We start from the raw sequence: 19,240 nt of genomic DNA on the forward strand, positions 1-19,240 counted from the left end.
GATGTTCCCCGAGGCTGTTCGTTCAGGCCGCCGCGACCAGCGCGGAAGAGACTCGGCCGCGCGCCTTGGCCGCGGCGCTCGCGCCCGCGGCGGCGTGCAGGAGCCGCGCGGAGAAAGCGGTGGCGGGGAGGTGCGCATCGGGTGGTCCGGTGCGCGTGCGGTAGACGACCGTCTCGAAGTCCATGTCGAGATCGAGGGCGGGGTCGTAGGGCGCCGCGACCTCCTCGCATGCCAGGATCAGGCCGGACTGCATCGACTTGAAAGCTGGCGCGGACAGCTTCTCGCTGTCGCTCATCTCGCGGAACTGCGCAGGCGCGAAGCTGTCCTCCAAGTCCGCAACCGTGATCCGTTCGTCCAGCGGAGCATTGTCCGGTCCGGCGACGGCGATCGTGTAGCGACCGCCATCCGCCGGAACGGTGTTGCCGAAGCGGGAAATGTGCTCGCCCAGGGGCGCGACGCGCTGGCTGACACTCAGGCTTCCCAGCGGATGCAGCAGCAGTGCGACCTCGCCCGGGCCAGGGTCGCGCAGCCGCACCAGCGGATGGCCGGCCGCAACGGCGCTCCAGCTGCGTGGATCGCTCAGCGCCTCCAGCAGCAGCCGACGGATATGGCTCACCGGAGGCGTCTGCGGCGTCTCGCGCCGGCCGAATACGTGATCGAACTCGACCGTGACGTCGAAGAACAGGATCTCGATCGAGGCCTTGCCGCGGGCATGCCATGGGGTTGGCCCGCTGAGGCTCATGTCGAACTTTACGCCGACCAGATTGCGCCCCTTGTACTTGAGGGCCGCCATCGCCCCGATATCGACCACGAATGCGAACGGCGCGAACTGGAAGAGGGCGTCGAAATAGAGGTAGGCGTCGACGGTGAAGCCCGCCGCCTGGACCTGGAGATCCACCCGGGCGCCGAATTGCGCGGTGTTGGAGGTGAGCGCCAGATAGGTTTCTAGGCGAAGCTTGAGGCTGGAGCCTTTCTCGAGGCTGAGCGCGACGCGGTTCAGTCGCGGAAAGGCGGCCGGGGGCCTGTAGCGCGGATTGAAGCCGCCGACCGCGAGCAGGAAGTGGGGCTCGGAGCCCCAGCCCGCCCTTAACGCCATGTCGCCGGTGAGCGCGAACTCCAGCAGCTTGGAATCGTAGAGCGTCGCGTCGAGCGAGACCTGCTGCTTGTCGAAGTCGAGGACACCCAGAGCGTCCATCTGCAGCCGCACAAGCGGCTTATCCTCGCTCGGCAGGATCGCGCGCAGGCGGCCGAGCAGCATCAGCCGTACCGGCGACGGCACATCGAGGATCAGGCCCAGATCCAGGCTCAGGATTTGCGGCGTGCCCCAGCCGAGCTTGGCCATCGGGCCGATGAGCACCCGGTCTTTCGCGGCCGGGAAGGCGGCGTTGAGGTTGGAGATGATCTGGGCAGCGTTCTTCGCCGGATCCTTGGGAAACAGTATCGAACCGAGCGCGCCGGTGCGGATGCCCGCGCGCAGCACATCCGCATTGGCCGTCCGGTTGACTCCGATCAGGCCGCCGACGCCGTTGAGCGTGAAGCCATAGCCCAGCTGCATCGGCGGGAATTCGGCCGAGATCAGTACGAACAGCGAGAATCCCTTGCCGCCGTCCGGCATCCGGGTGGTGAGCAGGCCGACCGCGCCAAGTGCGATCTTGCCGCCCAGTTCGAGCTGCAGCGCGCCGGCATAGTGCGCATTGTCGGGGTCGAAGAACAGATAGCCGCCGCCGGTGACCGGCCCTGCCGCGATCGTCAGCCCGACACCCGAAGGGGGCTTGAAGCCGATCTCGAAATCCATCGGGCCGAGCGCCCCGGCTTCGCCCTTCGCGGTCGGGGTCAGCCGCGCCTCGACGCCGATCTGCTCCACCGTCGCGGCGACCGGCCCGATATGGACGGTCGCGCTGAGCGAGGCCCTGAACAGCAACCCGTCGGTGGCGTCCGCGCGCATGCCGAAATTGAGCGTGTCGATGTCGAGCACGCCCCCGAGCGAGCGCTTGACCGTCAGCGCAAGCTCGAGGCCCGCACCGCCCTTCAGCCTCAGCCCGCGCGAGCGCGACCATTCGGCACCAAGCGCAAAGGGAATGCGGATCTCGTCCGGCAACACGGTCTGCAGGAACCCGTCTCCGTCGCCGGCGCAGAGCACGAAGGTGGCGGTGCCGGCGTCCGCCGCCAGCAACAGCTCCACGTCCTCGCCCGTGCCGACCGCGAATCCGGCGCTGACCGACAGCTGGCCGACTTCCAGACGCGTGCCCGTGGCACTTCCGATCCGCAGCGCCTTGTCCTCGTCTTCGCTGGTTTTGAGAAGCTTGGCCGTCACCCCGAGCTTCGTGCCGTCGTCCGAGAAAGCGACCCCTTCCGACCCGATGATGAAGGCACCGGCGTCGCCTGCGGCCTTGAGGTCGAGGCTCCAGCCCGGCAGCTCGGTTGCGAGGCTGGCGACGCCCTGGGGCACGACCGCCAAAGCTGGTCCGCCCTCGGCCTTCGAAAGCAGAAGAAGCGACGCGCCCAATTCCGCTCCGGCCTCGTCGAGGAGCTTGCGCGCCGTGAGTGTAAGCATGCGCCGGATCAGGCTTGGATCGGCGGAGCCGAGACTGATCTCGGTTCCGGGCGCCACGCCATAGACGGAGGTGACGCCGAACTCGTCGAGCAGGCTCGCCACGGCGGGGAGAAGCAGGTCCGAAGCGGTGCCCGCATCCTCCACGGTTTCGAGATGGTCCGTCCGATAGTAAGCGCTCAGCACACCGATCGGATCACGGAACAGCGCGCCGAGCCGGTCGGCACGTACGCGGGTCGGCTGGTGCGGCGCAATGATGATTTCGCCGTCGCCGTTGCGGATCTGCTCGGAGGGCTGGAACTGCGCCGCCGTCTCGATCAGGGTCAGCAGCCTCGCGGCCTTGTACAGCGCCGGTCGCTGCGCGAGATAGAGCAGCAACAGCTTGTGCAGCAGCTCCTCCAGCAGGTCGTCCAGATAGGGGGCGACCGGCTTGACCGCGTCGAAGGCGCCCTTCAGCGATTTGGCCGCGGCGATGACCGGCTTCAGCCGGGCGAAGACGGCCTTGAGCTCCGGCAGCGTCTCGGGCGGATGCGCGATGACATCGAAGAGCGTGCGGTAGGCTTGCTCGAACACGGCCAGCTTCTGCAGCAGGTCTTGCTCGATATCGGGCAGCGCCGCCAGGTTCCACCCCAGCTCCGCGAACAGGGATTCCCGGTAGCCTGGGCTGCGGGCCGCCTTGGCCAGCGGCTCGAACAGGCGCGCGATCTCCTGGAGGAGGGCCTTCTGGAAATTGGCCTCCATCACTGCGCACCCGGATAGCTTGGCTTCGGAAAAGCGGGGATCTGGAACCCGAACGGTACGCGGTACTTGGTGAGCGGCCGGGCCGGTTCGCCGCGCTTCAGCCGCCACCACAGCCTCTGCACCATCGCCTTGTCGTCCTCGTCCCAGTCGAAGCGGATCTCGCCGATATTGTTGCGGCCGACGACGATCCGGCCGGCACCGTGCTCCGCGTAAGTTCGGTGCGCGGCGGCCAGCGACTTCGCCTGCTCGGCACGGGCCTGGTCGGCGCCGGTGGCGGGCTGAACCACCTGCTCCAGCAGCATCGGTGTCTCATCCTTCATGAAATCGAGCCGGTAGATCCAGTCAGGGGGCCTCCGGATCACCGAGCCATCGGGAAGCTCGTCGAGCTGCAGCAAAGCGGGTCTGCTGGAGAGGAGCTTTGCCCGAGCGCTGATGCGTCGGTGGCGCAGGGCGGTGAAAGCCAATGCCAACTTCGGAAACGGATTCAGCCACTCGATGAGCGAAGGATTCTCCGCCTTGATCTCGATCTCGGAAGGCTTCGGCGGCATCCTCCAACCAAGCCAGGAGGCGCTCATCAGGCGCTTGAGGTTCTGCTCGTCGAACCCGGCCCCAAAGGCGAAATGGTGGAGCATCTCGGTCTTGGACGCCTGGTTGTGGAACGAGCTGGCGGTGAACTCCGCAAACACCACTTCCAGCGGCACTCCGTCCGGCCATTTGGCGCCGGCGGGCCGGTAGCCGCCGCGCGGCGCCCAATATTGGCCGCGCACGGCAAAGCCGTAATGGATGTCACCCGTGGCGATCGCGAAATGCGCCCGGCGCAGCGGCTCCGGGCCGGTCGCATTGCGGTTGGCGAGTTCGACGAGCAGCCGTTCCGTGGCGGCGCTCTGGCCCGTCCAGGCGTCCCCGGTGTCGGAAAACACCGATCTGAGTTCGCCGCTGAGCTCGACGATCATCTCGGTGAGCGGCTCACTCACGACATTGGTCGTCGCCACGACCATCGTCATATCGGCAGGAACCTTGGGCAAGGGGGCATTCTGGATCTGACGCTCGAAGCCTTGCCTATCCAGGAGATCGGGCGGATCGTCGGGCCCGCGCGGAAATCCCCGCATCGTCCGCGTGTCGAGCACCAGGCATTGGAAGCCAGGCGTCTGGATGTCGTAATGCCAGCGGAGGATGTTCGCATGATCCTCGCCCTTCGCGCGCTTGGCACCGTGATAGGTCGGCACATTGAGGCAGGCTGAGATGGCGGTCTCGTGATCGTCTCGCGCGCCCATCCAGAGATTGACGGCGGCAAGCAGTCTCGCGCCCGGGGCCGCGACTTTGTCGCGGTCGAATTGCTCGGGGGTGTTCCCCCAGCCTTGGAACAGGGCATAAGCAAGCAGGCCGTTGAGCACGTGCCGGCGCCCACCGACATTTTCGTGCTGGTAGACTTCGCGTTCCCAGCCGCTGGTCAGATTCCAGTCGTCGGTGACCTCGTGATCGTCGAAGATCATGTAGACGGGCGTGTTGGCCATCGCCCTGCGCACCTTCGGAAGCGCGGCGCGATAGCCTACCAGTTGAGCGACCTCCGTGCCGAAGTCCGCGGCCAGCTCTTTCCGCCCCTCTGGCGGCAAGTCGGCAAAGACCTCGTCCAGTTGCGGAATCGCCTTCGGCTCTGGCCACAGCACGTCGGACCAGGCGAACAAGTACATGGCCGCGAATTCGCTGAATCGCATCAGGTGGCTCTTGGCCGCCGTCCCGCCGCCGGGGCCGAACATGGCGGTGAGGCCGATCACTTTTGCGAACTCCGAGCGGAATCCCGGCCCGGGCAGCGTCTCGTTCTCCGCCTCGACGGGCCATTGCAACAAGGTCCTGCCTGCGTCGATCAGCAAGGCCAGAAGGGCGTCGGCAACGTCGTCGGCGTAGATCTGGTCGCCCGTCAGCAGCAGCATGTGCGGGCGCGGATCGGCGGCTTCCGGCTGCATCGAAGCGTGGATGACGTCGTCGAGGATCGGCAAGGCATCCTCCCCTTCGCCATGGGCCTTGCGACACGATCCGTGGAAGATCCGCAGGCCTTCCAGCGGGTGGCCTCCGCCGAGCGCCGCGGCGTCCGGCGGCAGAGTGAAGCTTGGCCGGTCCGGGCCGTCCGGCCAGTAGGTCAGTCCTGCCCGAGCGTCCTCGAAGGTGCGTGCGACGACCCCGGACCGGTTGTCGGTCGCCGGAACGAACAGATCGCCAACGCCCGCAGTGTCGGTGGCCGATCCGGGAAATTGCGCGAAATCGAGATTGTACCCATAGCGACGACCCCAGGAGAGCTTTCCGCCGCGCGCGGTAATGGCGAGGATGTGCAGGTGCTCGCCGACGCGAACCGTGTTGGCCTCGGCCGAAAGGATCGTCGCGCCCCAGCCGCCGCCAGGCTTTTCCTCGAACACTTCCAGCCGAACCACGCGTGCCCTTCGAAGGGCGACCCACACCGTGACGGACAGGTCGTCGGTGCGGCGCAGGATCGGACCGCACAGCACGAGCGGAAGACCCTCCAGCCGATTTGCCAGCGAAGTAAGCGACATAGACCCACGCTCCCGCTCGGTAACGGCACGGATACGTGCCGCATTCCCGCAACTGAGGACGATCGAAGCCCCAGTCCACGATCGAACCGGAAGACGTCATTCTCGTCGTCCGTGTAAGTCTGCGGGGCGCAGTCGAGCCGGGCAAGGCACGGGTATCCGGGTTGGTCGCAGGATCTTGAGGTTTAGTCGCGATTTTCGGGTTAATAGGCGGGTGTCGTCCTTCTAACCTACGAAGTGTCAAGTTGCTTTCTGATAATACTTATGAGGTTTGAAGGTCTGAATCGATTTACTATGGATCGCCGAATCGAGTGCTGGTGCGCAGGGCGGTCATCAACCGCCACCCATTCAATGCCGCGCTCGATACGCTCGGCAGTGACCGCAACGGTGGCTTCGACGGGAGCACTCTGTGGCACACGAGCATCGTCGAACGATTCTGCACGGTTCCGTTGGAGGGAGCACGGGTGTTCCGTCGTTCTTGCGCAGGCTTCGGGCCCCGCGAGCCGGGTGGATCAGGTGTCTGCCATCAGCCGGTAACCGATGCCGAGTTCGTTGACGAGGATTGCCGGCCGGGCGGGATCGTCTTCCAGCTTCTGGCGCAGGTTGCGGACGACGATCCGCAGATAGTCGATGCGATGATCGCGTTCATGGGGCCAGGCTGCCGCGAGGACGCGCTGATGCGTGACCACCCGTCCCGGATGAAGCGCGAGCTGCTCCAGCACCGCGAACTCCTTGCGCGTGAGGTGGATCTCGGCGTTTTCGCGGGTGACGATCCGATTGGGAAGATCGATGACGATGCTCCCGGCGCGAACCTTGGCTGTCGCGCCCTGGGCCAGAACCCGCTCCCGCAGCGCGGCGCGAAGGCGCGCCAGCACTTCCTCGCTGTCGAACGGCTTCGTCACGTAATCCACGGCTCCGAGATCCAGCGCGGCGACCTTCTGATCGGTGTCGTCGCGAGCCGAAATGACCAGGATAGGTGCGTTGCCCGCCTTCCGCAGCAACGGCACGATTTCGAGGCCGTCCCTGTCGGGTAGCCCAAGATCGAGCAGCACCGCGTCCGGAGCGGAGGTTCTCGCCTGAACGAGCGCTTCTGCGGCATTGGTCGCCTCGAGCGCTTGGTAACCTCCGCGCGCCAGGGTCGCCTGGAGCAGCCGGCGGATCTGAAGTTCGTCATCGACGATAAGGATTCGTGGTCCGCTCATTCGTCCAATCCCTGATCGGATCCGCGCACCAGCAGGCGTTCGGGAAAGTGGATGCTGAACAGCGCTCCCGAGCGGTCGCTGCGATTGGCGGCCTCTACCGACATGCCCATCGCCTCGGCGAACCCTTTGACGATGGCGAGGCCGAGCCCGGTGCCGCCGGCCGAACGATCCGAGCCTTGGAGCCGGCGGAAGGTTTCGAACATCTCGCCTTCGCGCCCTACGGGCAGGCCCGGCCCCTCGTCGACGACCGCAAGACTGAGCGTGCCGTGACGCCGTGCTGCTCTGATCGTGATCGGGGATCGCGGATCCGCGTAGCGCCCTGCATTGTCGAGCAAATTGAGGAGCATCTGGTGGAAAAGCTGCGGATCGACCTCGACCAGCGGCAGGTTCGGTGGAACATCGAGAACGATGTCATGGTTCTCGAGCGATCGGCGCACGTCATGGACTGCCCCCGCGACGGCATCGGTGAGATCCACCGGTTCCAGCCGCAACCGGATTGCGCCGGCCTCCACGCGTGCCATGTCGAGCAGATTGGCGACGAAGCGGTTCAGCCGCATCGCCTCGCTCTCCACGGTTTCAAGCAATGGATCGTCTCGTCGCCGGCGGAGCTCGGTTGCCGCGGCGAGGATGGAGGTCAGCGGAGTGCGCAGATCGTGGCTGACCGACGACAGCAGGGCGGCCCGCAGCCGGTCGCGCTCGCGCACCGCGTCGATGTCGCGCATCTCGGCTTCGAGCCGTAGCCGTTCGAGCGCCAGCGATGTTTGATCGAGCAGGCTGGCGAGCAGCGGCAATTGATCGGAACGGACCGGATCGCGATTGTCGTCACGCGCGATCCCCATCACCGCGAGCACTCGGTCACCGGCGCGCAGCGGCTGGAATTGCCAGTCCGAGGCCGCGAGCGTTCCGGTGCCGCGCCCGGCGGGTTCGCCGCGGTCGATCACCCATTGCGCGGCGGCGAGTTCCATCGTCTCCAGCCGGTCCCCAGGCGCGCTGCTGGCTTTGACCGACAGGCCCGCAGCGGTCCGCTCGAGGAGGACGACCCGCGCGTCGAAGAGGCGCGCGATCTCCAGGCATGCCGCCTTCGCGAGATCTTCGGCATCGGCAAGGGCGGTGAGCTGACGCAGATACCCTGCCAGAGCCGCATTGGTGCGCGCGCTGCCGGCTGCCAGATCCGCCTGGGCGCGCACGCGTGCGGTCAGTTGACTGGTCAGGACGGCGACCCCGAGCAGCACGAAAATGGAGACGACATTCTCGGGATTGTTGACGGTGAGCGTCCCGGTCGGCGGCAGGAAAAAGAAATTATAGGCAAGGCTCGATGCGAGGCCGGCAAACAGGCCGGTGCGAAGTCCGAACAGGCTCGCCGCCGCCATGACCGGCAGCAGATAGAGCAAGGCGACATTGCCGAGACTGAGGATATGGAACAGGGCCGACGCGCCGCCGGTCACGAGCGCGATCATCAGAGTGGTCCACGCATAGCCGGCGCGGCTGCCCCAAGCGCCGGCCGGCGCGATGCGGCGCGCCGGCCGATCGCGCGACGGCTCCATTGGCAGGACATGCACTGCGACCCCCGGCGTCTCTCGGACGAGGCGATCGACGACGGAGCCGTGGCGGAGCTCGAACCAGCGCGATCGGGCCGATTTGCCGACGACGATCTGGGTTGCACGTTCGTCGGCCGCGTAGCGCTTGATGCCGTCGATCACCGAAAGTGCGGGAACCGTGGCAACAGTGGCTCCAAGCCGAACGGCAAGATTGAGCGCATCGGCAATGCGCTGATGCTCGGCCGGCGCCAGACTGCGCGTGCGCGGCGTTTCGACGTGGATCGCCGTCCACGGCGCGTGGACCGAATCGGCAATGCGCTTGGCGGCGCGGACCAGTTCCTCGGCGCCGGCAAGCTCGCTGACGGCGATGAGGATACGCTCGCCGCCGGCCCAGGTGCCACCCAGCGCGTGTGCGCGCAAATGGTCGAGCATCTGCGCGTCGACCGCCTGTGCGGCACGCCGCAGCGCCAGTTCGCGCAAGGCGGAGAGGTTCGATTTCGAGAAGAAGTGCGCGAGCGCCCGAGTCGCTTCTTGCGGCAGATAGACCTTGCCGTCGCGGAGCCGCTCGATCAGCTCGTCCGGCGGAATGTCCACGACTTCGATCTCGGCCTGCTCAAGCACCGAGTCCGGCACCGTTTCGCGCACCCGCACCCGCGTGAACGAGGCGACGACGTCGTTGAGGCTCTCGACATGCTGAATGTTGAGCGTGGAGTAGACGTCGATCCCGGCGGCGAGCAGTTCCTCGACATCCAGATAGCGCTTGGGGTGGCGGCTTCCGGGGGCATTGCTGTGCGCCAGCTCGTCGATCAAAGCGAGAGCGGGGCGGCGCTCGAGCAGCGCGTCGAGATCCATCTCGTCGAGCACGCGGCCCAGATACTCGATCGGGCGGCGCGGCAGCCGCTCGATGGTGCCGGTTAGTGCTTCGGTCTCGGCACGGCCATGAGTCTCGACGATGCCGATGACCACGTCCAGCCCGGCAAGCTTCCGCGCCGCCCCCTCGGACAGCATCTCGTAGGTCTTGCCGACGCCGGGCGCGGCGCCGAGGAAGATCTTGAGACGGCCCCGGCCCTCCTGATAGGCCTGGCGCAGAAAGGCTTCGGGCTCGGGGCGCTCGCGGTCGTTCAAGGGCGAAGGGCGTCCAACGCTCGATTGACCGCGAGCACGTTCACGTGCGGCGTACCGAGAAAGCCGAGCATTGGGCGCTCCACCGCGCGTTCAACCAGATCTCTCGCCTGCTCCTCGGGCATGCCGCGGGCCGCCGCGACCCGCGCGACCTGGACGAGAGCCGCTTCCAGGGAGATGTGCGGGTCCAGGCCGGAGGCGCTGGCGGTGACGAGATCCGCCGGTGTCGGGCTTCGGCCCGCATCCACATCGGCCCGAACCCGATCCGCGAGCGCCTGCGAGGCCGGGCCGAGGTTCGAGCCCGACGATGCAAGCCCGTCATATCCCTTCCCGGCCGCGGATGGCCGGCCATGGAAATAACCGGGCGATGCAAATGCCTGGCCGATCAGGGCCGATCCGACGACACGGCCGCCAGCATCGCGGACCAGGCTGCCATTGGCCTGATCGGGAAAGATCGTCTGTCCTACGCCGGTCATGGCGAGCGGATAGAGGATTCCGAGCAGCAGCGCGAACAGGATCGTCATCGCGAAGGCGGGACGTAGCGAAGAGGTGAAATCTTGGCCCATGTGGAGGCTCCTCAGGCGAGACCGAGGCCGTTCACGGCCAGGTCGATGATCTTGATGCCGGCGAAGGGGGCGACGAGGCCGCCGAGGCCGTAGAGGGCGAGATTGCGGGCGAGCAGGGGCCCCGCGCCCATCGGCGTGTAGGCGACGCCCTTCAGCGCCAGCGGCACCAGCAAGGGAATGATCAGTGCGTTGAAGATGATCGCCGAGAGGATCGCGCTTTCCGGCGTGGCCAGCCCCATGACGTTGAACAGGCCGAGCCCGGGATAGAGGGTGACGAACATCGCCGGGATGATCGCGAAATATTTGGCGACATCGTTCGCGACCGAGAAGGTGGTGAGTGCGCCGCGAGTCATCAGCAATTGCTTGCCCAGCCCGACGACCTCGATCAGCTTGGTCGGATCGCTGTCGAGATCGACCATGTTGCCCGCCTCGCGCGCGGCCTGGGTGCCGGTGTTCATCGCCACCCCGACATCGGCCTGGGCAAGTGCCGGCGCATCGTTGGTGCCGTCGCCGCACATCGCCACCAGCCGTCCCTCCTGCTGCTCCGTGCGGATCAGCGCCAGCTTGTCCTCCGGCGTCGCCTGGGCGAGGAAATCGTCGACCCCGGCCTCGGCCGCGATCGCGGCGGCGGTGAGCGGATTGTCGCCGGTGATCATCACCGTGCGAATGCCCATCGCCCGCAGCGCACCGAACCGCTCGCGAATTCCGGCCTTGACCACGTCCTTGAGCAGGATCGCGCCGAGCAGGCGACCGTCTTTGGCCACCGCCAGCGGAGTGCCGCCGGCGCGGGCGATCTCAACGGTGATCCGGCGCAGCTCCGTCGCGGCGGCACTTTGCGCTGCCGCCGGATTGGCCTTGAGCACCGAATCGACCGCCCCCTTCTGGATCAGCGTATCGCCGATCCGGACACCCGAAAGCCGGGTCTGGGCGGTGAACGGGATCACCTCGGCGCCGTCCGGCAGGCGGTTCCGCGCAATCCCGAAGCGCTCGCGGGCGAGCAGGACGATTGAGCGCCCTTCCGGAGTCTCGTCGGCGAGGCTGGCGAGCAAAGCGGTTTCGGCCAGCTCCTCGCTGCCGATGCCGGAGACGGTGCGGAACTCCGCCGCTTGGCGGTCGCCGATGGTGATCGTGCCGGTCTTGTCGAGCAGCAGCACGTCGATATCGCCGGCCGCCTCCACCGCACGTCCGGATTTGGCCAGGACGTTGAAGCGCACCAGCCGGTCCATGCCGGCAATCCCGATCGCCGATAGCAAGGCCGCGATCGTGGTTGGAATGAGGGTGATCAGCAGCGCGGCAAGGACCGCGACCGGGATGGTGCCGCCGGCATAAGTGGCGAAGGCCGGAACGGTCGCGACCGCGATCAGGAAGATGATGGTCAGGCCGACAAGCAGGATGGTGAGCGCGATCTCGTTCGGGGTCTTCTGCCGCTCGGCGCCTTCGACGAGCGCGATCATCCGGTCGAGGAAGCCTTGGCCGGGATCGACGGTGATCCGGACCTTGATCTCGTCGGAGATCACCCGCGTGCCGGCGGTGACCGCCGAGCGATCGCCGCCGGCCTCCCGTATGACTGGCGCGCTCTCCCCGGTGATCGCCGCTTCGTTAACGCTGGCGATGCCCTCGATCACCTCGCCGTCGGCGGGGATAAGTTCGCCGGTTCCGACCAGCACGACATCGGCGGCGCGCAGCTGGCTGGCGGCGACCTGCTCGCTGCCGCCGTTGCGGATCCTGCGCGCGGTGAGCTCCGCCTTGGTCGCGCGCAGGCTCGCCGCCTGCGCCTTGCCGCGCCCTTCGGCCAACGCCTCCGCAAAGGTGCCGAACAGCACCGCCAGCCACAGCCACAGGACGAGCTGGAGCTTGAAGCCGATGGCCAGCGTATCGCTGCCCGCAACGAGCAGGACGAGGAGCAGCGAGGCGACGCAGGCGGTGACGAACATTACCGGATTGCGGATCAGCGCCCGGGGATGGAGCTTGCGGAAGGCGCCGCCGACCGCGGGAAGCAGCAGGTCGGCGGTGAACAGGGACTTCGTGGTGGCGCGCGTCATATCGCCCCTCCTCAGGAAAGCTGGCCGTGGATCATCGCGAGATGATCGGCGATGGGACCGAGCGCGAGGCTCGGCAGGAAGGTGAGGCCGCCCAGGATCAGGATGATCCCGACCAGCAGGCCGATCCAGAGGCCGCCGGTGGTCGGAAAGGATCCCGCCCCGGCCGGTGTATATGTCTTTGCCGCGAGGCTGCCGGCGATCGCTAGCATCGGCACGATGATGAAGAAGCGCCCGATCCACATCGCGATACCGAGCAGGCCGTTGTAGAAGGGCGTGTTGGCGGAGAGGCCGGCGAAGGCCGAGCCGTTGTTGGCGACCGCGCTGGTGAAGGCGTAGAGGATTTCGGAGAAGCCGTGCGGGCCCTTGTTGAGCGGCCCGGCGAGCCCGGCGGCGGTGACCGACGCCAAAGCCGTGAAACTTAGGATGATCAGCGGCAGGATCGCGATCGCGAGCACGGCCAGCTTCACCTCCCGCGCTTCGATCTTCTTCCCGACATATTCGGGCGTGCGGCCGACCATCAGCCCGGCGACGAACACCGCCAGGATGGCGAACAGCAGGAAGCCGTATATGCCGGCGCCGACGCCGCCGATCACGACCTCGCCCAGTTGCATGTTGAACAACGGCACCAGCCCGCCGAGCGCGGTGAAGCTGTCGTGCATCGCGTTGACCGCGCCGCACGAGGCGGCGGTGGTGACGACGGCGTAGAGCGCCGACGCGGCAATGCCGAAGCGAACCTCCTTGCCCTCCATGTTGCCGCCCGGCACACCCAATTGGTGGAGGATCGGATTGCCGGCCGCTTCCGCCCAATAGGTGAGGCCCGTACCGGCCAGGAACAGGATCGTCATCGCGGCGAGGATCGCCCAGCCCTGCCGCGTGTTGCCGACAGCCTTTCCGAATGCGAAGGCAAGCCCGAGCCCGATGACCAGGATCGAGACCATCTGTACGAAATTGGTCAGCGCCGTGGGATTTTCGAACGGGTGAGCCGAATTGGCGTTGAAGAAGCCGCCGCCATTGGTGCCGAGCAGCTTGATCGCCTCCTGCGAGGCGACGGGGCCGAGGGCGATCGTCTGCCGCCCGCCCTCGAGTGTCGCCGCGTCGATGCTGCCGGCAAGCGTCTGCGGCACGCCGCTCGCCATGTAGAAGACGGCGAGTGCGATGGAGAGCGGCAGCAGGAGATAGAGGGTGATGCGGGTGACATCCGCCCAGAAATTGCCGATCGTCCCGGCGGAGCGGCGGGCGAAGCCCCGGAACAGCGCGAAAGCCAGGGCGATACCCGTCGCGGCCGACAGGAAGTTGTGGAGCGTAAGCGCAAGCATCTGGCTGAGGTTCGACATCGTCGATTCCCCCGCATAGCTCTGCCAATTCGTGTTGGCCGTGAAGCTGATCGCCGTGTTGAACGCGAGAGGCGGCGCGACCGCCCGAAAGGCCTGCGGATTGCCGGGCAGCACGTTCTGCAGGCGCAGCAAGGCATAAGTGCACAAGGCGAGGGCGATGTTGAACACGAGCATGTGAACGGCGTAGCGTCGCCACCCCTGCTCGGCCGCGGGATCGATTCCCGACAGGCGATAGAAACCGCGCTCGACGGGGGCGAAAACGGCGTGGACCGGGGTGCGGCGGCCTTCGTAGAGCGCGAACAGCCACAGCCCCATCGGCTTGGCCAGCGCCAGCAGGATGCCGGTGAAGGCGAGGATCAGGATCCAGCCCTGAATGGTCATGATGTCCGCTCCTTTCAGAAGCGTTCGGGGCGGACGAGAACCGCCAACAGGTAGGCGAGAAGCCCGATCGCGGTGATCGCGGCAAGCCAGAGATCGAGTGTCATCGCGTCACCTCAGGCCTGATCGACGAGGCGGACGTAGGCAAGTGTCAGCGCAGCGAGGCCAAGCAGGCCCGCGAGCCAGAACAGATCTTCCATGATTGTGTCCTCAGAAGTTTGCGGTGAGGGAGGCGACGAGTGTCGGATCGGCGATCGATCCTGTCCCGTCCTGATCGCGGCTGAAGCTCGGCTGGAGCAAGGCCGCCTCGCGCCGGCCGATGTCGGTATCGACGTAGGAGAGGGTGAACGTAAGGTTCTTCCAGCCCGCATCGACCCCGAGCGACCAGTCCCAGTAGGTACCTGTCGGGGCGGCGCTGGTCGCGTTCGGGCCGAGGCCAGGATTGCCCTCGGACCGGCCGACATGCGCCTTGACGATGAACGGCGTGCCGGCGAGTTTCAGCGTGCCGTCGCCCCAGAGATAGAGATTGTCTTCCTTGTCGCCGGGATCGTCATACATGCCGGCACCGGCGGATGCCCCGGTCTTGTACCAGCGCCCGAGCGCCTGCTGTGGCGGGGCATAGGCGATACCGGCCAGCAGGCTGATCGGGCCGCGCGTACCCGACAGCTTCGCATAGGGCTCGGCATAGTCGCTCTCGTCGGCCCCGCCCGGATACATGTACCAGGTCGCACCGACGTCGATCGAGCCGTTCGCGCCAAGCGTACGCCGGTATCCGCCGATCAGATCGAACTCCATGTTGGCGCCGCCGAACGTACCCCAGCCGGAAAGGTTCGAGCCCCAGGCGCCCGCGTAGATTCCGCTGTCATGGGCGAGCGTCACTCCGCCCTGCACCGCCATCTGCTTGTCCGTCTGAGAGACGCCGCGCAGGCGATAATCGGAAAGGATCGCGGCCGATCCGGTGACGGCAAACCGGTCGTCGGGCGCGTCGCCCTGCGCGAAGGCAGGCGCGGCCATTGCGGCAAGCAGGAAAGTGAACGAAACACGCACAACAGGCATCTGACATCCCCCCGGATCGGCGCCTTGCAACAGGCCGGCGCGCGGTGAGGGCTATCAATTAGGCTTGAAGGGCGTTGGGTATCGAGATTGGCAGTGCGGGATCTCCGTAGTTTTTGCATAGTATTTTGGATCGCCTGTCGGCCGGTTTGCCGGCGTAACTGCGCCGCCTGGCGCGGTCGGCGCAACGGAAGGCAATCGTGGCGTTGCATCCGATTTGCGCACGAGGCGCAGGAAGATAGGATCTGCAACTCCGCACCGCTGTCGGCCCACGGAAACACCCTCTGCGCGGAGTCGAGCTTCGACCACTCCGTCCCTTCTGATATGATGCTGGGTTCACCTACCATTTGTGCTAACCACTCTTCTATCGCCCGCCTGCAAGGCTTGCCCGCGCTGAGAGATCGTTTTGGCGGCTCCCAATCCAGCCTTCGGGAGCATCGCGTGAATCAACGGAACCGACTTTTATTGGCCGAAGACGAGCCTCTCGTTGCGATGATCCTGCAAGACACGCTGGAAGAGGTCGGCTTTTCCGTTCACCACGCACTGGCCGCTGCGGAGGCGATCGCGGCGCTCGACTCGGATCATGCCGAGTTGTCCGGGCTGATTACCGACATCAGGCTTGGCGGCGGCGCAGATGGCTGGGCCGTCGCGCGCCATGCACGTGCGCGGATGCCGACCCTCCCGATCCTTTATATTTCAGGTGACAATGCCCATGACCATAAGCTCAAGGGGGTCCCCGACAGCATCATGCTCCAGAAACCGTTCGCGTCGTCGCAGCTGATCGCCGCACTGTCGACGCTCTTGAATCAACGGCAGCAGCAGCCAGCTTAGCCCGCGCCGGGCTGCTCGATGAACCGACCGGCGAGTGGACTCGGGGGCGCCAACGACTTGCGGCACATCCGGCGTGTCGACTCTTCCCCCAAGCGTTCTCACCGGCTGTCTGCGAGCCGATTGCGGAGCAAGGCGGAAATCTGCTCCGCCTGGTAGGGCTTGGGGACGAACGTGGCCGTCGCCGGCAGACGATTGTCTTCCGTGGCCAGGTAACCGGATGTGAGGATGACTTTCACGAGCGGCCAGGTCGAGGCGATCCGCTCGGCAAGCTCCAACCCGTTCATGCTGCCCGGCATTCTGACGTCGGAGATGACTGCGGCAACCGCCGGCAACTCCATCAACAGGCGAACCGCTTCGTCCGCGTCCGCCGCTTCGGCGACTTCGAACTGTTCTTCCCGCAAATGGTCGGCGAGCAGCATTCGCACCAGCGGCTCGTCCTCTACCACCATGATGCATCTGCCCACCGCTAAGCTCCATCTATCCGTCGTCCAACCCGTCCGGCTTCTTGCCGGGCCAGGCAAGCCGGCTTGCAATCCTTGCCGCATGGCCATGGCGTGACGGGACGATCCGGCACCTGCTTCTTATCGCCCCATGCGGTCTTGCCGCATCACCAATGTGGCAACCAGGCCCGATGACTGCCAATCGTAGGTCAGGGATCCCGCCAGTTGCGAGGCGACGCTCCGCTGGATCATCCTGCTGCCGAACCCGGCCATTTCGGGTTCGCGCTTGAGTTCGGGGCCGCCCGTCTCGGCCCATGTGACGTGCACCTCACCGTCCTCGGTGCGGCCGCTGACGTCCAGCGATCCTGTCGAAGCGGACAAGGCGCCGTGCTTGACGGAATTGGTGGCGAGCTCATGCACGACCATCGCAAGAGTGGTCGCGGTCGCCTCACCGACGCCCATGCGCGGCACGGCAACTCGGATCCGGCCCGAAAACGCTCCGGTGTCCTCGTAGGGCGACAGCAGCACCGCCATCAGATCGCCGAGCAGAGCGGCCTTTCCCTGCTCGCCGGGCAATGGCCGGACCAGATCATGGGCGCGCCCGAGCGAGATCAGCCGCCGGGTAAGCTGCCCTGTCATCTCTTCCACGGATTCGGCCGAACGAGAGGTGATCTGGGTGAGCCCGGTTGCGATCGCCAGCAGGTTCTTGACCCGGTGGCTCATCTCGCCCGCCAGCAATTCGTTACCCTCTTCGGCCTGCTTTCTGCCGGTGACGTCCAGGAATATTCCGAACATCGGAGCCTCCGGCGCGTCCAGTTCGGCGGCCTGCCCGCGTGCCGAGATCCAGCGGATGTCGTCACCGACCATGATCCGAAAATCGATTTCGTACGGGCCGGGCACGGATCGTGTGGCCGTAAAGGCCGCCTGCACGCGATCGCGATCGGCCGGATGGATGTGCGTGGAAAGGTCGGCGAAGGTCACCGCCTCCGCCCATTGCATTCCCCACAAACCGAAAGCGCGCTCGTCCATTGCAAACCTGTCGTCCGCCAGGTTCCACGACCACAAGGACACGCAGGCTGCATCGACCGCGAGCCGCAGATGATCAGGGCCCCAGACCTGAAGCGGGGAGTCTCCTGCGAACACGTCGCGGCTCCTATGCCATGCACCGAAAGCGAGGTCTTGGGCGGAGCCCGGCCTAAACGCCAGTCCAATTCTCGAAAACCTTAGGACAGCGCCGGCTGACGGACGCCCCTCGATCAAGACCGATGGGACAGCGGATCGGGCGCAGGCCGGTTCGGGCTTTCGTGGGCATTACGCTTGTTACGGTTCGAAACAGTCGATCACTTCGCTAAAGGTTCAGGGCTGTTGCCCGGCGCTCGATCGGAGCGGCTCCGAACCAGCCCCGAGATCACGTTGTCCGCGCTCGGCGCCAGCGTTGTGGCCTCAGCGAGAAGGGCGAAGCCGTTACGGCGTACGCGTTGACGCCGCCAGGATGGCAGCCACCACTTCCGCCGGAGCCGTGTGGTGCACCATGTGCCCGGCCCCTTCGACGATCAGAAGCTCCGCCGGGCCGAGCTCGCGCGCAAGGCGTACCGACTGGTCTGCGGTGCTCACGATCTTGTCGCCGTCACCCGCAATGAGGCTGACAGGCAGGTCGAGGCTGCCGAGCCGCGAGGCGAAAGATGCCGCTGCCGGAATCATCAGCGCGGCGTCGGCAGCGGCCGCGCGGATCTGCGAAGGCCGCAGCGTCATCTCGAATGGGAAGTCGGTTTTCCACCCCTGCGTCACCGCGCCGGGCGCGAACATCTGTGTCTCCATGCCGCGCCGCATCGCTGCGCCGAGCAGCGGCGACACCGTGTAGCGGATGGCGTCACCGAGCACGGGAATAGCCGGCGGAGCGGCAAAGGCGACATCGGCGCGGACGGAAGGATGATAATAGCCGCTGATCAGCACCAGCGAACGCGCCGTCCCCGGATGGTTCAAGCCAAGCTCCAGAGCGACCAAAGTCCCGAAACTGTGGCCGACGATCGTCGCGTCCCGATCGCCCCGCTGCGACAGGGCCGCCGCGATCAGGCGCGCTTGCGCCGCCGGCGTCCAGATCACGCTCCTCGGGCGTTCGCTCCAGCCGAAACCCGGGCGATCGAAGGCGAGCACGCGGTTGGTCCGTGCAAGGGCATCGAACACGCCGGACGCCTGCCAATCCTGAACCATCATGCCATTGCCGTGCAGGAGCACGATCAGTGGGCCGCTGCCCTGCTCGACATAGTGGAGACGCACGCCGTCGACCTCGATGAAGCTGCCCAGCGGCGGATTCGCGTCGTCGGCGCGGCGCGTGCGCGCCATGTTGTACGCTGCAGTGCCTGCCGCCAGCGCCGCACCTGCGGCGCCGGCACCCCATTTCCAAAGCGCACCCGCGCTGGGTTTTGAGGTCGGCGTGCGGCCGTGGCCACGAATCTGGGCATTGGTCATGAATGTCTTTCGGAAGGATCGAGCCTGGAGATACTCAACAACCGAACGTGCTGCAGTGCACAATGGTTGCGCCCGAACTCCATAACCCATGTTCCTCGGCGGGAATTTCTCGGCCGGGGCGCATTGGCTTTCATGGCCGGCTATCACTTCCACCTGCACGAATGCGGCGCCTTCTTCGAAGATGAGGAGGGCACGGAGCTTCCCGGTCTCGCGGCCGTGCGCGCAGGTGCGATCCGCGGCGCGCGCGACCATGTGCGCCGAGATCTCCCGGGGCCGTCTCTGCCTTGGGTGCAGCATAGAAGTTCGCGACGAGGACGGCGCGATCCTATTGGGGCTTCCTTTCAGCGGGGCAGTTCAAGTCCGGAGTCAATAATGGCAGCAGACCGCACAGCGCCCCGGTGACACGCGAACCTTCCTAACAAATGTGAGT

The 19,240-nt window shown here is 66.2% G+C and carries 14 protein-coding genes; 2 read left to right on the forward strand and 12 right to left on the reverse strand.

All coding sequences use genetic code 11. From position 1 onward, the window contains the following. Window positions 1-22: 22 nt before the first annotated feature. From C7I55_RS21660 to C7I55_RS21700, 9 genes are all read right to left on the reverse strand, one after another. Entirely contained in the window at window positions 23-3,292 is a 3,270-nt protein-coding gene (locus C7I55_RS21660) for a DUF6603 domain-containing protein (RefSeq protein WP_106515114.1), read from the reverse strand. Continuing rightward, window positions 3,292-5,838, reverse strand: a complete 2,547-nt coding sequence (locus tag C7I55_RS21665) for an alkaline phosphatase D family protein (RefSeq protein ID WP_106515115.1) — start codon at window positions 5,836-5,838, stop codon at window positions 3,292-3,294. Before C7I55_RS21665 ends, C7I55_RS21660 begins: the two co-directional genes overlap by 1 nt. Window positions 5,839-6,347: 509 nt before the next feature. Beyond that, a complete protein-coding gene (locus C7I55_RS21670; RefSeq protein WP_106515116.1) occupies window positions 6,348-7,037 on the reverse strand; it encodes a response regulator in 690 nt (229 codons plus the stop codon). Further along, the gene (locus C7I55_RS21675) at window positions 7,034-9,700 is read right to left on the reverse strand and encodes a sensor histidine kinase (protein WP_106515117.1); all 2,667 of its coding nucleotides are present in this window, start codon (window positions 9,698-9,700) and stop codon (window positions 7,034-7,036) included. The genes C7I55_RS21670 and C7I55_RS21675 overlap by 4 nt, the downstream gene beginning before the upstream one ends. Beyond that, window positions 9,697-10,263, reverse strand: a complete 567-nt coding sequence (gene kdpC, locus C7I55_RS21680) for a potassium-transporting ATPase subunit KdpC (protein WP_106515118.1) — start codon at window positions 10,261-10,263, stop codon at window positions 9,697-9,699. Before kdpC ends, C7I55_RS21675 begins: the two co-directional genes overlap by 4 nt. Window positions 10,264-10,274: 11 nt before the next feature. Further along, on the reverse strand, window positions 10,275-12,305 hold the full coding sequence (gene kdpB, locus C7I55_RS21685; RefSeq protein WP_106515119.1) for a potassium-transporting ATPase subunit KdpB: 2,031 nt from the start codon (window positions 12,303-12,305) through the stop codon (window positions 10,275-10,277). A gap of 11 nt (window positions 12,306-12,316) precedes the next feature. Next, window positions 12,317-14,020, reverse strand: coding sequence for a potassium-transporting ATPase subunit KdpA (kdpA, locus tag C7I55_RS21690; RefSeq protein ID WP_106515120.1), 1,704 nt, complete (start codon window positions 14,018-14,020; stop codon window positions 12,317-12,319). 14 nt (window positions 14,021-14,034) lie between these two features. Further along, window positions 14,035-14,124, reverse strand: coding sequence for a K(+)-transporting ATPase subunit F (gene kdpF, locus C7I55_RS21695; protein ID WP_106515121.1), 90 nt, complete (start codon window positions 14,122-14,124; stop codon window positions 14,035-14,037). A gap of 103 nt (window positions 14,125-14,227) precedes the next feature. Continuing rightward, the gene (locus C7I55_RS21700; protein WP_106515122.1) at window positions 14,228-15,073 is read right to left on the reverse strand and encodes a TorF family putative porin; all 846 of its coding nucleotides are present in this window, start codon (window positions 15,071-15,073) and stop codon (window positions 14,228-14,230) included. A gap of 438 nt (window positions 15,074-15,511) precedes the next feature. Here C7I55_RS21700 and C7I55_RS21705 point away from each other — a divergent pair, with 438 nt between their 5' ends. Then, window positions 15,512-15,901: a response regulator gene (locus C7I55_RS21705; protein WP_199192996.1), complete on the forward strand. Its 390-nt coding sequence runs from the start codon at window positions 15,512-15,514 to the stop codon at window positions 15,899-15,901. Window positions 15,902-15,999: 98 nt separating this feature from the next. Here the strand turns inward: C7I55_RS21705 and C7I55_RS21710 are convergent, their stop codons facing one another. The 3 genes from C7I55_RS21710 to C7I55_RS21720 all read right to left on the reverse strand — a co-directional run bounded on the left by C7I55_RS21710 (window position 16,000) and on the right by C7I55_RS21720 (window position 18,810). Further along, complete coding sequence (locus C7I55_RS21710; RefSeq protein ID WP_199192998.1) at window positions 16,000-16,365, reverse strand: response regulator; 366 nt, start codon at window positions 16,363-16,365, stop codon at window positions 16,000-16,002. A gap of 117 nt (window positions 16,366-16,482) precedes the next feature. Beyond that, on the reverse strand, window positions 16,483-17,484 hold the full coding sequence (locus C7I55_RS21715) for a sensor histidine kinase (RefSeq protein ID WP_233222345.1): 1,002 nt from the start codon (window positions 17,482-17,484) through the stop codon (window positions 16,483-16,485). A 321-nt stretch (window positions 17,485-17,805) separates the two neighbouring features. Then, a complete protein-coding gene (locus C7I55_RS21720; protein WP_106515202.1) occupies window positions 17,806-18,810 on the reverse strand; it encodes an alpha/beta fold hydrolase in 1,005 nt (334 codons plus the stop codon). A 132-nt stretch (window positions 18,811-18,942) separates the two neighbouring features. Here C7I55_RS21720 and C7I55_RS29505 point away from each other — a divergent pair, with 132 nt between their 5' ends. Beyond that, window positions 18,943-19,212 (forward strand): DUF6894 family protein, encoded by a 270-nt coding sequence (locus tag C7I55_RS29505; protein WP_408640624.1) that lies wholly within the window; start codon window positions 18,943-18,945, stop codon window positions 19,210-19,212. Window positions 19,213-19,240 lie beyond the last annotated feature (28 nt).

The sequence above is a fragment of the Allosphingosinicella deserti genome, from assembly GCF_003012735.1.
GTDB lineage: Bacteria > Pseudomonadota > Alphaproteobacteria > Sphingomonadales > Sphingomonadaceae > Allosphingosinicella > Allosphingosinicella deserti.